At 62.4% G+C, this 14,025-nt stretch carries 11 protein-coding genes; 7 read left to right on the forward strand and 4 right to left on the reverse strand.

Features of this window, described 5'->3' with window-relative positions; genetic code table 11:
* Positions 1 to 808: 808 nt before the first annotated feature.
* Positions 809 to 2,521, reverse strand: coding sequence for an AIPR family protein (locus JQ553_RS18020; RefSeq protein WP_212501315.1), 1,713 nt, complete (start codon positions 2,519 to 2,521; stop codon positions 809 to 811).
* A 964-nt stretch (positions 2,522 to 3,485) separates the two neighbouring features.
* On the opposite strand from JQ553_RS18020, the gene JQ553_RS18025 reads away from it, so the two are divergent.
* The 3 genes from JQ553_RS18025 to JQ553_RS18035 all read left to right on the forward strand — a co-directional run bounded on the left by JQ553_RS18025 (position 3,486) and on the right by JQ553_RS18035 (position 7,277).
* Positions 3,486 to 4,874: a class II 3-deoxy-7-phosphoheptulonate synthase gene (locus JQ553_RS18025; RefSeq protein ID WP_212501316.1), complete on the forward strand. Its 1,389-nt coding sequence runs from the start codon at positions 3,486 to 3,488 to the stop codon at positions 4,872 to 4,874.
* A gap of 15 nt (positions 4,875 to 4,889) precedes the next feature.
* Positions 4,890 to 5,243: a diacylglycerol kinase gene (locus JQ553_RS18030; RefSeq protein WP_212501317.1), complete on the forward strand. Its 354-nt coding sequence runs from the start codon at positions 4,890 to 4,892 to the stop codon at positions 5,241 to 5,243.
* Positions 5,244 to 5,525: 282 nt separating this feature from the next.
* Entirely contained in the window at positions 5,526 to 7,277 is a 1,752-nt protein-coding gene (locus JQ553_RS18035; RefSeq protein ID WP_212501318.1) for an NAD+ synthase, read from the forward strand.
* 22 nt (positions 7,278 to 7,299) lie between these two features.
* On the opposite strand, the gene JQ553_RS18040 is transcribed toward JQ553_RS18035, so the two are convergent.
* On the reverse strand, positions 7,300 to 8,460 hold the full coding sequence (locus tag JQ553_RS18040; RefSeq protein WP_212501319.1) for a DUF2865 domain-containing protein: 1,161 nt from the start codon (positions 8,458 to 8,460) through the stop codon (positions 7,300 to 7,302).
* A gap of 149 nt (positions 8,461 to 8,609) precedes the next feature.
* Positions 8,610 to 8,918, reverse strand: a complete 309-nt coding sequence (locus JQ553_RS18045; RefSeq protein ID WP_212501320.1) for a hypothetical protein — start codon at positions 8,916 to 8,918, stop codon at positions 8,610 to 8,612.
* 283 nt (positions 8,919 to 9,201) lie between these two features.
* Between JQ553_RS18045 and cysS the strand changes: the two genes are divergently transcribed.
* The 4 genes from cysS to JQ553_RS18065 all read left to right on the forward strand — a co-directional run bounded on the left by cysS (position 9,202) and on the right by JQ553_RS18065 (position 13,205).
* Entirely contained in the window at positions 9,202 to 10,602 is a 1,401-nt protein-coding gene (gene cysS / locus JQ553_RS18050; RefSeq protein WP_212501321.1) for a cysteine--tRNA ligase, read from the forward strand.
* A complete protein-coding gene (locus JQ553_RS18055; protein WP_212501322.1) occupies positions 10,599 to 11,105 on the forward strand; it encodes a GNAT family N-acetyltransferase in 507 nt (168 codons plus the stop codon). Before cysS ends, JQ553_RS18055 begins: the two co-directional genes overlap by 4 nt.
* The gene (cimA, locus tag JQ553_RS18060) at positions 11,102 to 12,700 is read left to right on the forward strand and encodes a citramalate synthase (protein ID WP_212501323.1); all 1,599 of its coding nucleotides are present in this window, start codon (positions 11,102 to 11,104) and stop codon (positions 12,698 to 12,700) included. The genes JQ553_RS18055 and cimA overlap by 4 nt, the downstream gene beginning before the upstream one ends.
* 127 nt (positions 12,701 to 12,827) lie before the next feature.
* Positions 12,828 to 13,205, forward strand: coding sequence for a VOC family protein (locus tag JQ553_RS18065; RefSeq protein WP_212501324.1), 378 nt, complete (start codon positions 12,828 to 12,830; stop codon positions 13,203 to 13,205).
* Positions 13,206 to 13,208: 3 nt separating this feature from the next.
* Here JQ553_RS18065 and JQ553_RS18070 read toward each other — a convergent pair whose 3' ends face one another.
* Positions 13,209 to 13,814: a TIGR00730 family Rossman fold protein gene (locus tag JQ553_RS18070; protein ID WP_212501325.1), complete on the reverse strand. Its 606-nt coding sequence runs from the start codon at positions 13,812 to 13,814 to the stop codon at positions 13,209 to 13,211.
* Positions 13,815 to 14,025 lie beyond the last annotated feature (211 nt).

Below are 14,025 nucleotides of genomic sequence, written 5' to 3' on the forward strand. Positions count from 1 at the left end.
AGGCGGGTGACGCCAAGCTAACTCGCCCGACGCTGCCGCGGAGGTGGAGGTTCCATCTGTTGCTGATCGAGGCGACGAGGACGCCGAACAAGGGCGATGTCTCGACAGCCGCGCCACGGAAAGTGGTGTGACGGCAACTCGTGCACAACAAGCCTGTTGTGATCGCCGTAAGGATGAAGTCAACGAAAATTGGGGTTTCGATGCGGCAGTGGCGCTGCATCCAGCGGCCGCGAAGAGCCAACGACGGTATGCGCGCCGACGGCGCTGCCCATGCTGTAAGGAACAGGTTCAAGCAGCTCGCTAAAATTCAGGACGAGCGCCCAGCGAACCCTTCGTCAACACTTGAAACAGCAGGCCTCCGCCGCCGCGGAAGGGATGCCTTTGTCGCGAACCTCTTCTTGCCGGAGGCCTCTTGTTCGACGCCAGCTTCCTGCCTGTTCACACGCTGTAGAAAATCTTGATTCCCCACAGCAAGACGACGATGGCCGATACAAGCGTGGCCACCGTTAGTGCACTCTCTAAGGAAGCGACTCTCATACTACTCTCCGCTTCCCAGCCCCGTTAGCGATCTAGTTGATTCGTTAATTCCACTGCAATTGCGCCGTCGAAATGCCTTGAACGCTGCGGCGGGTTGTGCCCTTGGGGCCACACATCTCCGTAGAATCCCGGGTTGGCGGTGCCTGATCATGCGCCCTTTGCTCGCCGCAGTGAGGCGCGCGCTTGGACGGCGAATGAGCGAAGCGTAATCCGCCGTCCATTATTTGATGAAGGAGAGGCGGGTTACGCCAAGCTAACTCGCTCTACGCGCTCAGGAAGCCGCCTTCTTGTCTCGTAGGTCCTTAGCGGCGGCGGAAGTCGTCGCCTGAAAAGCAAGTGACTTCGCAACTTGATCTGTGCCACCGGCAGTTTTGAACAGGGCTACGACTGATTCTATCGCCTTACCTATCTCCGATGTATCCAACTGCGGATTCGCCCAGCCCGCCGCAGCATGCGGCGTCGTGTGGAATCGGGAAAGACTCAAGTAAGTGAGAATGTGAAAGATCACGTTGTTTCTGAAGCCAGCGCCCTCATCCGGGAAGTGAGAAGCTAGCCACTTTGCAATCTCGCGCTTAGCAAGGATTACATTCTTGAAGGAGTCGAGATCATAACCTTCAGAAAACAACGATTGATAGTCGACGTCGGATTTAAGCAACGAATTCGGCCTCCCGCGCGCATCGCTCGATCTAAATAGAAAGGCCGCCATCAGGGCCTGAGCCAACTCCGAAAGAGTAACGATGGAGGAACGCGCCTTGCCGGCGTTCTTGTATTGATTTTTACGCCGTTCATAGAAAAGGCCACTCGCTTTGAGATGGTCTTCAATATTTCGATGCACGCGGTCCATTCCTCGAAGATACGGCTTCGGAATATGAGTTTGGCTATTGGTCGCTTTAATGATCTCGTCCCGCACCTTTTCGTTGGGCGGCACGATGATTTTGGCCAGCACCATATTTTTGCAACGCAGGGCCTTTGTTTCAGGTTTCACCGCTAGGTCGTTCATGAACGTAAAGATCACATTTGACGTCTGAAGACCATTCACCAGGAGCGGCTCAATCATTGCCAGCTTCTTCCCTTTCTGGTCGGCGTTAGAAGCGACAATTGTAATGCCGTTGTTCAACCACCAAAAATCCTCTTCAGCGAGGTTTTCGAGGGTTGACCAGATGGCATCATTCACTTCAGTCTTTCCGAGAAAGTCCCTAACGTTCGCGTCGAATAGCCCTCTAATCAGATTTCCTTTTTCATCGCTCAGAAACGCGATAAGAGCCTCTATCGTCACCAAACAGGCAAATGAATCGCCGTTGTCTGAGGAAATCGACTGCTGCACTTCCAGCTCTTTTTTCCTGGTGTTTGGCAGCCGCGAAATGGCAACGAGTTGCTCGGCGCCATAGAAATCGACAGCGACGTCTGTGGTAGCAGCGCGTCCTGCAAGATCACTCTTCAGCGCCGCTGCGGTCGCATGTACCGTCGCATGTATGTTTGCAGTGCTACCTGATGACGCGTAGTAAACTCTGACGCGAATCTTCGAAATTCTTCCTGCGGATGCCAATAAGGCCTTGCGAGCCAGCGCAAATTTGTCCTGCAACAACTGGCTGTACTGGGGCAGATATGCCGAGTACTGCTGATTAAGATCAAGTAGGTCATTTACCGTCCCGCGAATACTTTTCAACGGGTTTTCAGCGAAGGCGTCCGTCTTCTTCGACTGGATGAGGACAATATCGATTTCAAGAGGGCCCTTCTCCGGCAATTCGTCCGTCTCTTCACCCGATAGGGCGGCGCCGTTAACGACAACGAACATTGCATCGATCTGACCGTCGCCGCTTCCATCGGTCATGCCAGCGTCGATTTCGTCCACACTCAGATCGTATGGCATCATCAAGAGCGAAACTGCAAGGTTCTCGAATGCTTCTGACGCGTCGGTTGACAATTGCTTGGAGCGCTCCTCGACTGCAGCATCGAGCAGCGTCTTATAAGTCTCATCTGACATTGGGGTTTCCAAATTTCTTTGCTTCGAAAAAGCATCGGCGGCGAATCTTGCGAGTTGTTACCATGGCCCATCACAACCCAACAAGACGCCTGCTTCGCGCGAACGTAGCTCGCTCGCCCATCAAGGGGACGCTCCACTGAAACGTAAGCCGGCACCTAACCGCGCTCAGCCCCAGCCCCCCGCAAAAATGAATCGCCCAGATTCCAAAATGCGCGTTGTATAAGACCTATATGGGCCAATAGGCACTTCGTATCGCGCGCAAATCCGAAATTCCCCAACCCGATCAACGCGATTCACCCTGTCCACTCCTCCCGCAGAAAATATTCCTCTTCCGGCGTCGGGCAAATCAGCGCTGGGACTCCGCCCGTCTCACCCGACACGAGGGGCGGCTCGCGATCGTCACGAACGTGGTGTGGGATGCGGTGGACGCTGATTGCGCGGCTGACGAGCGCGCATGAAGCGGACGGCGAAGTCGCGTGGTCCTGACGCCCCAGTGGCTGGCGTTAAGTTGCGTGGGATTCGTTCTTTCGCAGCGACGGTGACAACCAAGCCCGGTCTCGCCGGGGAGAGCGCGAAGTAAGCCGTAAACCATCGCGCAGGGAAGGCCGGGATGTTTCCGGTTACACCTGTGGTCCTACCCCGTGCTTTTTGTTGCACGGGACCCGCGGGTGCGATCGGCGCCCGGTCTTCCCTGCGCCCTCGATTGATCGAGAGGGCGGAACGACAAGCAAAGCTCGGACGGTTCACGTCGCGAGAACGCGAAGGCGTATCCTCACGTTCAGGTCGCATCACAGTCATCCCGGGGCATTCATGCTATGCTTCGGCCGATGCGAATCCGGGTCTTCCTGCAACGGCTTGATGCAATTGCGGGAATTCCCTGTGGCGGGGCTGGGAGAGCCTGTGTATAACGCGACCTTTCCTCGACCGTCCCTTAAGTTGCGGTTTTTGCTCAGGAGTTGACGATATGTCCGAGCGGTGGAGCCCCGATAGCTGGCGCTCAAAGAAGGTCGTTCAGGTGCCCGATTATCCCGATGCCAAGGCATTGGCCGATGTCGAGGCCCAGCTTGCGACCTTTCCGCCGCTGGTGTTCGCAGGCGAAGCGCGCAACCTGAAAAAGGCGCTGGCGCGGGTCGCGGCGGGCGAATCCTTCCTGCTCCAGGGCGGCGACTGCGCCGAGAGCTTTGCCGAGCACGGCGCCAACAATATCCGCGACTTCTTCCGCGTGTTCTTGCAGATGGCCGTCGTCCTCACCTATGCCGGCGCGCTGCCGGTGGTGAAGGTCGGCCGCATCGCCGGGCAGTTTGCAAAACCGCGCTCGTCGGCGACGGAGAAGCTGAACGGCGTCGAACTGCCGAGCTATCGCGGCGACATCGTCAACGACATCGCCTTCACGCCGGAAGCGCGCACGCCCGATCCGCAGCGCCAGTTGATGGCCTACCGGCAATCGGCGGCGACGCTCAATCTGCTGCGCGCGTTCGCGACCGGCGGTTATGCCAATCTCGGCAGCGTGCACCAATGGATGCTCGGCTTCCTGAAGGATTCCCCGCAGTCCCGCCGCTACAAGGAGCTCGCCGACCGCATCTCGGATGCGCTGAACTTCATGCGCGCCTGCGGCCTCGATCTCGAGAGCCATCCCGAGCTGCGCGCGACCGATTTCTACACCAGCCACGAGGCGCTGCTGCTCGGCTACGAGCAGGCGATGACGCGGGTCGATTCCACCACCGGCGACTGGTACGCGACGTCAGGCCACATGATCTGGATCGGCGACCGCACCCGCCAGCTCGATCACGGCCATGTCGAATATTTCCGTGGCATCAAGAACCCGATCGGCCTGAAATGCGGCCCGTCGCTGAAAGCCGATGAGCTGTTGAAGCTGATCGATTTGCTGAATCCGGACAACGAGCCGGGACGCTTGACGCTGATCAACCGCTTCGGCTCCGACAAGGTCGGCGAGCATCTGCCGGGCCTGATCCGCGCCGTGCAGCGGGAAGGGCGCAGCGTGGTGTGGTCGTGCGATCCGATGCACGGCAACACCATCACCTCGACCACGGGCTACAAGACCCGGCCGTTCGACCGCGTGCTGTCGGAGGTGAAGTCGTTCTTCCAGGTCCACGCTGCCGAAGGCACTCACGCCGGCGGCGTGCATCTCGAAATGACCGGACAGGACGTCACCGAATGCATCGGCGGCGCGCGCGCCATCACCGAGGAGGATCTCAACGACCGTTACCACACGGTCTGCGATCCCCGACTCAATGCCGAACAGTCGATCGACATGGCCTTCCTGATCGCCGAGCTGCTGAAGCGGGAGGGCGTCGGCAAGGCCAAACCGATGCCGGCGGCTGCGGGGTTGTGATTTGGGGGCTGTGACTTGCTGAGGTTCTGGCGGGCCACCATCAACTCGCGCAACGGGCTGGCCTTCGCCATCCGCTCGGAGCAGGCGATTCGCGAGGAGGTGGCGGCGCTGGTGCTCTCGCTGCCGCTGGCGTGGCTGATCGGCGCCACCGTGATGCGCCGCGTCGAGCTGGTCGCAGCCGTCGCGCTGGTGCTGGTGATCGAGCTGCTCAATACCGCGATCGAGAAGCTCGCCGATCGCCTGACCATGGACCACGACCCGCAGATCGGGCGGGTCAAGGACATGGGCTCGGCCGCGGTCGGCGTCGCGCTGGTCATGTCCGGGCTGTTCTGGCTGTTTGCCCTCGCCGAGCGCATGGGCGCGTTCTAGGAGCATGATGAGATTAAGTCGAACGGTGATGGCGAAGCCTCCCTCTCCCCCGTTCTTACGGGGTCGAGACGAGCGGAGCTCGCTCTTAGAGGGCCGGGGTGAGGGGCTGCTTCCGCATACACGGCGATCGACGGACTCGCGGCGGCTCCCCCTCACCCGGAACGCATCTGATGATGCGTTCCGACCTCTCCCCGCACGCGGGGCGAGGTGTGCGATTTTCTGCAATCGCACCATGATCGGAAGGCGATTGAAGTTTGCTCTTGCGCAGGACTACATAAGGGTATGAGCGAACAACAGATCAAGATCACGCTGGCGCAACTCAATCCGACGGTCGGCGACGTCACCGGGAACGCAGCCAAAGCGCGCGCGGCGCGCGACCAGGCGCGGACAGATGGCGCCGATCTCGTGGTGTTCTCGGAACTGTTCATCTGCGGCTATCCGCCGGAAGACCTGGTTCTCAAGCCCGCGTTCCAGTCGGCCTGCCGTGTCGCGATCGAGGAGCTTGCGCGGGAGACCGCCGATGGCGGTCCCGCCGTGCTGATCGGCACGCCCTGGGTCGAGGAAGGCAAGCTCTACAACGCATGCGCGCTGCTCGACGAGGGCCGCATCGCGGCGCTGCGCTTCAAGGCCAATCTGCCGAATTACGGTGTGTTCGACGAGAAGCGGCTGTTCGCGCGCGGGCCGGCTTCGGGTCCGGTGACGGTGGCCGGCGTGCGGGTCGGCGTGCCGATCTGCGAGGACATCTGGCTCGAGGAATCGGAGGAATACGAGAACGTCGTCGAGTGTCTGGCCGAGACCGGCGCGGAAATTCTCGTCGTGCCGAACGGCTCCCCCTATGCGCGCGACAAGAATGACCTGAGATTGTCCATCGCGGTCGCCCGCGTCACCGAAAGCGGGCTGCCGCTGATCTATCTCAATGAAGTCGGCGGTCAGGACGAACTGATCTTCGACGGCGCCTCCTTTGCGCTCAATGCCGATCTCTCGGTCGCGGCGCAGCTCCCGGCATTCGAGGAGAGCATCACGACGCTGTCCTGGCACAAGACGGCGGACGGCTGGCGGTGCAACGGCCCGGTGACGGAGGTGCTCGAGGGCGACAGGGCCGATTACGCCGCCTGCGTGCTGGGGCTGCGCGACTATGTCCGCAAGAACGGATTTCCAGGCGTGCTGCTCGGCGTCTCCGGCGGCATCGACTCCGCGCTGTGCGCGGCGATCGCGGTGGACGCGCTCGGCGCCGACAAGGTGCGCGGCGTCATGCTGCCGTTCCGCTTCACCGCGCAGGTCTCGCTCGACGATGCGGCAAAACTCGCGGCGGCGCTCGGCATTCGCTACGAGGTGCTGCCGATCGCCGACGCCGTGAACGGGTTCGAGAAGATTTTGGCGGCGGTGTTCGCGGGCCTGCCGCGCGACATCACCGAGGAGAATCTGCAGGCGCGCGCCCGCGGCACGCTGTTGATGGCGATCTCCAACAAGACCGGCGCGATGGTGGTGACCACGGGCAACAAGTCGGAAATGTCGGTCGGCTACGCCACGCTCTATGGCGACATGAATGGTGGCTTCAATCCGATCAAGGATATCTACAAGACGGAAGTGTTCCGCCTGTCGTCGCTGCGCAATTCCTGGAAGCCGGACGGCGCGCTCGGCCCCTCGGGCGAGGTGATCCCGGTCAACATCATCACGCGCCCGCCGACCGCGGAGTTGCGCGAGAACCAGACCGACCAGGACTCGCTGCCGCCCTACGACGTACTGGATGCGATCCTCGAGCGGCTGGTCGAGCGCGAGGAGCCGCTCGCCGACATCATCGCCGCCGGTTTCGACAAGGACGTGGTGACGCGCGTGGATCGCCTGCTCAACATCGCCGAATACAAGCGAAGGCAGGCGGCGCCCGGCGTCAAGGTGACGCGCAAGAACTTTGGCCGTGATCGCCGCTATCCCATCACCAATCGCTTCCGCGACACCGGCAAGACCTTGCCCCAGCCGGACGAGACGCTCGTGACCCGGGCAAGCCGCGCCTCGGCGGAAGCGTTCGAGGGGTAAATTGGGTCGAGTTCAGCTTCGGCTATTGCTTCGACGGAATGAAGGTCGGCCCGACCGTGCGGATTCCGCTGCTGGACGGCGTGGTCGCGGTTGTCGTCGTATCAGCCGTGGCCGGTTGCGGCTGCGGGTTGGCCGCCGCCGGAGCAGCCGGTGCGCCCTTCTTGCCGGCAGGCGGCTTCGTCACCTGCTGCTGTCCGCGCTGCTGCATCTTCTTCGCGCTCTCTTCGGTGACGATGATGTCGCCCTGCTGCTCGGCGGCGGCCTTGTCGTCGATCGATTTCAAGGCCTCCGACCAGGTCTGGCCGGCTGCCTTGCACGCGCAGGACGGATTGAACTCGGTGCGATATTTGAACGCATTCGGCAGCGAGCTGTAGGGCTGGCCGCTGATCGACACCGCCTGGTTGATGTCCTCGCCGGGATTGCGATAGGTGAACAGGTTCGCCTCCGCCGCGGGGCAGAGCGCCTTGCAAGTCCTCTCGTCATCGGCGAACCGCGCCTGCACGGTGGCGAAGGAGACCGGGAAATAGGCGCCGTCGCAGGTGCGGACGCAGACGGTGCGGTAGGTGCCGGACTGCCCGCCATAGTCGGCGCTGGGCGGCGGCAGCGGATTGACATTGTTGCCGCCGAACAGATTGTCGAGGAAGCCGCCCGGTCCGCGCGCGGCCGCGGCATATTGCGGGCCGCAATTGTTCTGCGCGAGCGCGATCAGAACGGAGCGGCGCTGGTTCTCGCGTTCACCGCCGCCGAGCCCGCCGGTGCGCAGCCGCTCCAGATTCGAGGTCATCTGGTCGAGATTGGCACGCATCTGCTGGATCTGGTTGTTGACCGGTCCGCACTGCGCCGAGTTGTTGTTGAACAGCGAGAAGAAGCCGGAACTGTCGCAGCCCATGCGCCTCGCCTGCGACGTGACGCGGTCGAGTTCGGCCTGCTGCCTGCCGGCGGCATCCTGGTAGCGGCGGATCTGGTCCTCCCTGGCCGGGTCGCCGCCCCCGCGGTCGATCGTCGCCAATTGTCCTTCGAGGCGGCTGCACATCGGGTTGGGTTGCGCGCTCTGCTGGGGTGGCCCCGAGGGCGGGCCCGGATCCATCTGCGCGAACGCGTCAGAGGCGGGCAGGGCAATGCCGGCCAGCAGCGCGCAAGTCAAAAGCCATCGGAAGGAGCGAAGATCGGGGGTCCTGGGCATATCCGGCCATTGCAACGACGCCGCGCGGCGTGAACGCCAATCGCGCGGCCAAGGCGCCCGCAATAGCCTTTTCTCGGGGCAGCGTCACGTCGTTTCCGGGGCACCGGTATGGCAAAAAGCCGGGCGCGGCCAGCCGCTTGGAAGGATTTTCAGCGCTGGCAGGTGATGGCAACATACTCGCCGCAGCTATTTTTCGTGCATTTGCGGTTTGCAGCGTGCGGAACCGCGTTGGTGATCTCGTCGGGATCGACGCGACGGAAGCTCGTGGCCTTTGCAAAATCGCGTGACTGGCAATAGGCCCGAGCTGCGTAGGCTCCGCATTTGTCGCCGCGTGCCAGGCACTGGTCGATGCCGTAGCCGTCGGCCTCGTTGGCGACGATGAAGACGCGACTATCGGCGACGGCCGCCGAGGCGGCGAGGAGGCCAATGCTGGCAATCAATGCTGAAATGGGCCGCATGGTGCACCGGTGAAAACGCGAGAGATCGGCATGCACCGGATAGGCCCAAATGCTTAATAATGATTAATCATGAGGGACTTGGCGCCAATTTCGGCTGCGAAATGGGCGCAAACTGCCCCTTGACGCAATTAAAGGGCCGTGAGAGAGGTGGAACCATGAACGGTCACCTCGCCATCTGCAGCATTTGCCGCGAGATTATTAGCTAGCGATTCGCTGGCTGAGGCCGTCTTTTCTCAATCACTCTGAGATCATTGGACCGCCCGGCCGCAACGGATGGGTTTCCATGGAATTGCGCCTTTACGATACGTTGACCCGGGAAAAGCGGCCGTTCGTGCCGCTCGATGCCAACAACGTCGGCATGTATGCCTGCGGACCGACGGTCTACGATTTCGCGCATATCGGCAACGGCCGCGCCGCTGTTGTCTTCGACGTGCTGTTCCGCGTGCTGCGCCATCGCTATGGCGCCGATCACGTGACCTATGTCCGCAACGTCACCGATGTCGACGACAAGATCAACGTCCGCGCCGCGCGGGATTATCCCGGCGTGCCCTTGAACGAGGCGATCCGCAAGGTCACCGAGCAGACCTATCAGCAATATCAGGACGACGTCACTGCGCTCGGCTGCCTGGCCCCGACGGTGCAGCCGCGCGCGACCGAACACATTCCGGAGATGCGGGCGATCATCGAGAAGCTGGTCGCCGGCGGCTTTGCCTATGTCGCCGAGGATCACGTGCTGTTCTCGCCACAGGCGATGAACGCGGCCGATTCCGCGCTGCCGCGCTACGGCGCGCTGTCGAAGCGGACGCTGGACGAGATGATCGCCGGCGCCCGCGTCGATGTGGCGCCCTACAAGCGCGACAACACCGACTTCGTGCTGTGGAAGCCGTCGAAGCCGGGCGAGCCGTCATGGCCGTCGCCTGCCGGGATCGATGTCGAGGGACGGCCCGGCTGGCACATCGAATGCTCGGCGATGGCCTGGAAGCATCTCGGCGAGAAATTCGACATCCATGGCGGCGGCATTGACCTGGTGTTCCCGCACCATGAGAACGAACTCGCGCAGACCTGCTGCGCGTTCCATTCCGACCGCATGGCCAATGTCTGGATGCACAACGGCTTCCTGCAGATCGAAAGCGAGAAGATGTCGAAGTCGCTCGGCAACTTCTTCACAATCCGCGATCTGCTGGCCGATTGGCCGGGCGAGGTGCTGCGGCTGAGCATGTTGAGGACGCACTACCGATCCCCGCTCGACTGGACGCTGAAGGCGGCGGAAGAGGCCGCGAAGACACTCGACGACTGGTACGCGGTCGCGGCTGACGCCGAGCCCGGTCCGCCGCCGCCGGCGATGATCGAGGCGCTCTACGACGACCTCAACACTGCGCAGGCGATCGCGGTCCTGCATGGTCTGCGGAATGCCGCGTCTAGCAGCGAGGCGAGCCGCAAGGAGCTTGCCGGCTCGCTCCATTTGCTCGGCTTCCTCTCGGAAAGCGCGGCGGCGTGGCAGAGCCGCAAGCGACGGGCGAGCGGCATCGACGCCGGCGCGGTCGAGGCGTTGATCGCGGAACGCAGCGCGGCGCGCGCGCGGAAGGATTTCAAGGAATCCGATCGCATCCGCGACCAGCTTGCCGCCATGGGCGTTGTGATCAAGGATTCCAAGGACGGCACCACCTGGGAGATCGCACGATGAGCGGTTCCACACCCACGCTGCGTCCGTTCCTGCCTGCCGATACACCGCTGCTCGCGGCGATCTTCGCCGCGTCGATCATGGATCTGACCGGCGACGATTACAGCGAGGCCCAGCAGGAAGCCTGGGCGATGGCGGCGGAGGACGAGGAAGGCTTCGGCAAGAAGCTCGCCGGCCAGCTTACGCTGATCGCGATGCTGGAAAACGCGCCGGTCGGTTTCGCCTCGTTGAAAGGAGCCGACCACATCGACATGCTCTACGTGCATCCGAGCGTGGCCGGGCAGGGCGTCGGCGCCGCGCTGTGCGACGCATTGGAGAAAATCGCCGGCGCCCGCGGCGCCAAGACGCTGACGGTGGATGCAAGCGACACCGCGCTCGATTTCTTCCGCAAGCGCGGCTACGTCGCGCAGCGACGCAATTCGGTTACCGTCAACGACGAATGGCTTGCCAATACCACGATGCAGAAGACACTCGACGGCGCACCAGCGCCCGGAGGCCGCGCATGAGTCGCGAACGCCTGTATCTCTTCGACACTACGCTGCGCGACGGCGCGCAGACCAACGGCGTCGATTTCACGCTGCAGGACAAGCGGGTGATCGCAAGGATGCTGGACGAACTTGGCATCGACTATGTCGAGGGCGGCTATCCCGGCGCCAATCCGACCGACACCGAGTTTTTCAGCAGCAATCCCGGCTTCGATCATGCGCGCTTCACAGCCTTCGGCATGACGCGCCGGCCCGGGCGCTCCGCCTCGAACGATCCGGGATTGGCCGGAATCCTCGAGGCCAAGGCGGATGCGATCTGCTTTGTCGCAAAGTCCTCCGCCTATCAGGTTCGCGTCGCGCTCGAGACGACCAATGAGGAGAACCTTGCCTCGATCCGCGACAGCGTTGCCGCCGCCAGGGCGCTGGGCCGCGAAGTGATGGTCGACTGCGAGCATTTCTTCGACGGCTACAAGGAGAGCCGCGACTACGCGCTCGCGTGCGCCAAGGCTGCCTACGAGTCCGGTGCGCGCTGGGTGGTACTGTGCGACACCAATGGCGGCACCATGCCGCACGAGGTCGAGGCCATCGTCGGCGATGTCGTCAGGCATGTGCCCGGCAGCCATGTCGGCATCCACGCCCATAACGATACCGAGCAGGCGGTCGCCAACTCGCTCGCCGCGGTGCGGGCCGGCGCGCGGCAGATTCAGGGTACGCTGAACGGGCTTGGCGAGCGTTGCGGCAATGCCAATCTCTGCTCGCTGATTCCTACGCTGCGGCTGAAGGGCGAACTTGCTGACAGGTTTGAAATCGGAGTCACGGCAGAGAAGATGGCGACGCTGATGAAGGTGTCGCGCACGCTCGACGACATGCTTAACCGTGCGCCCAACCGTCACGCGCCTTACGTCGGCGAAAGCGCCTTTGTCACCAAGACCGGGATCCACGCGTCCGCGGTGCTGAAGGATCCGCAGACCTACGAGCACGTGTCGCCGGAATCGGTCGGCAATCACCGCAAGGTCCTGGTATCGGATCAGGCCGGCCGTTCCAACGTGATCGCCGAGCTCGATCGCGCCGGCATCGCCTACGACAGGAGCGATCCGCGGCTGACGCGCCTCGTCGAGGAATTGAAGGAGCGTGAGGCGGCGGGCTTCGCCTACGAGTCGGCCAATGCGTCGTTCGATCTGCTGGCGCGGCGCACGCTCGGCAAGGTGCCGGAATATTTCAAGGTCGAGCAATTCGACGTCAATGTCGAGCAGCGCTACAACGCCAACGGCCAGCGCGTCACGGTGGCCCTTGCAGTGGTGAAAGTCGACGTCGCCGGCGAGCGGCTGATCTCGGCCGCCGAAGGCAACGGCCCGGTCAATGCCCTTGACGTCGCGCTGCGCAAGGATCTCGGCAAGTACCAGAAGTACATCGAGGGCCTGAAGCTGATCGACTACCGCGTGCGTATCCTCAATGGTGGCACCGAAGCGGTTACGCGCGTCTTGATCGAGAGCGAGGACGAGAACGGCGAGAGCTGGACGACGGTCGGCGTGTCGCCGAACATCATCGACGCCTCGTTCCAGGCGCTGATGGATTCGGTGATCTACAAGCTCGTGAGATCATGCGCTCCGGCGTGAGGCCGGTGCGCGCCGAGAGCGGCGTCATTTGCGAGCATAGTGAAGCAATCCATATCACCGCCTGCTACACGATGGATTGCTTGGTCGCTGGCGCTCCTCGCGATGACGGGGAGAGAAGGATGCTTGCATGATCGACCACGTCTCCGTCGGCGTCAGCGATCTCGACCGCGCGACGCAGTTCTATGAACCGGTGCTGGCCGCGCTTGGCCTCGCGCGCCTCGTCACGCGTCCCGCGACCGTTGGCTTCGGCAAGGCCTACCCCGAATTCTGGATCAATCTGCGCCCGGCGATGCCGCCGGTGCCGCATGAGAGCGGCACGCATATTTGCCTGCGCGCCAAATCCACCGCCGAGGTCGACGCCTTCCATGCTGCCGCGCTCACGGCGGGCGGCCGCTCCGATGGCGTGCCGGGCTCGCGGCCGCACGACCGCGTCCGCTATTACGCCGCCTTCGTCCTCGACCCCGACGGCAACCGCATCGAGGCCGTGACGTTTCCGGGAGAATAGGGGTTACAGCCGCCGCGCCACCTCGGGTGCGAGCTCCTTGGCGCCCTTGGGCACGTGCGCGGCCGCGCTGCGCAATCTCGGCAGGATGTCTTCCACGCGGTCGGCCATCAGGACGTTGACGTCGAGGGTTGCACGGATGAACCCGGTCGCGCGCATATGGCTCAAGAGCGAGAGCAGCGGTTCCCAGAAATTGTCGATATTGGCGAGCAGCACCGGCTTGGAGTGCCGGCCGAGCTGCTGCCAGGTCAATTGTTCGACCAGTTCCTCCAGCGTGCCGACACCGCCGGGCAGGGCGACGAACGCATCGGAGCGCTCGAACATCAGCCGCTTGCGCTCATGCATGTCGGGCGTGACGATCATCTCCTGAACGCTCGTCAGCGCGTTCTCGCGCGCCCGCAGAAATTCCGGGATGATGCCGGTGACCAGGCCGCCGTGATCCAATGTCGATTTCGCCACCGCGCCCATCAGCCCGATCGAGCCGCCGCCATAGACCAGGCGGACATTGCTCTCGGCGAAGCTCCTGCCGAGCGCGATGGCAGCTTCAACGAAACGCGGATTGTTGCCGGGGCCGGAGCCGCAATAGACACAGACGGTTTTGATTTGATTCATGCAATCCATGTGGCACTGCAACGTAAACAGCGTCAAGAGTCCGATATGGGGATCGAGGACCGGAAAGTCCCGTAAATTCACGCGAATCACGAAAGAATTTGATCACAAGTCTGTACTGAACATTCAAACAATCTATATGACGAGGACAATGTCAAACCATGGAAAAGATGTGACGGCGAGCCGGTGCGCCGTTTCGGGACTGGTAGCCTGC

Source organism: Bradyrhizobium lablabi, from assembly GCF_018131005.1.
Lineage (GTDB): Bacteria > Pseudomonadota > Alphaproteobacteria > Rhizobiales > Xanthobacteraceae > Bradyrhizobium > Bradyrhizobium lablabi_D.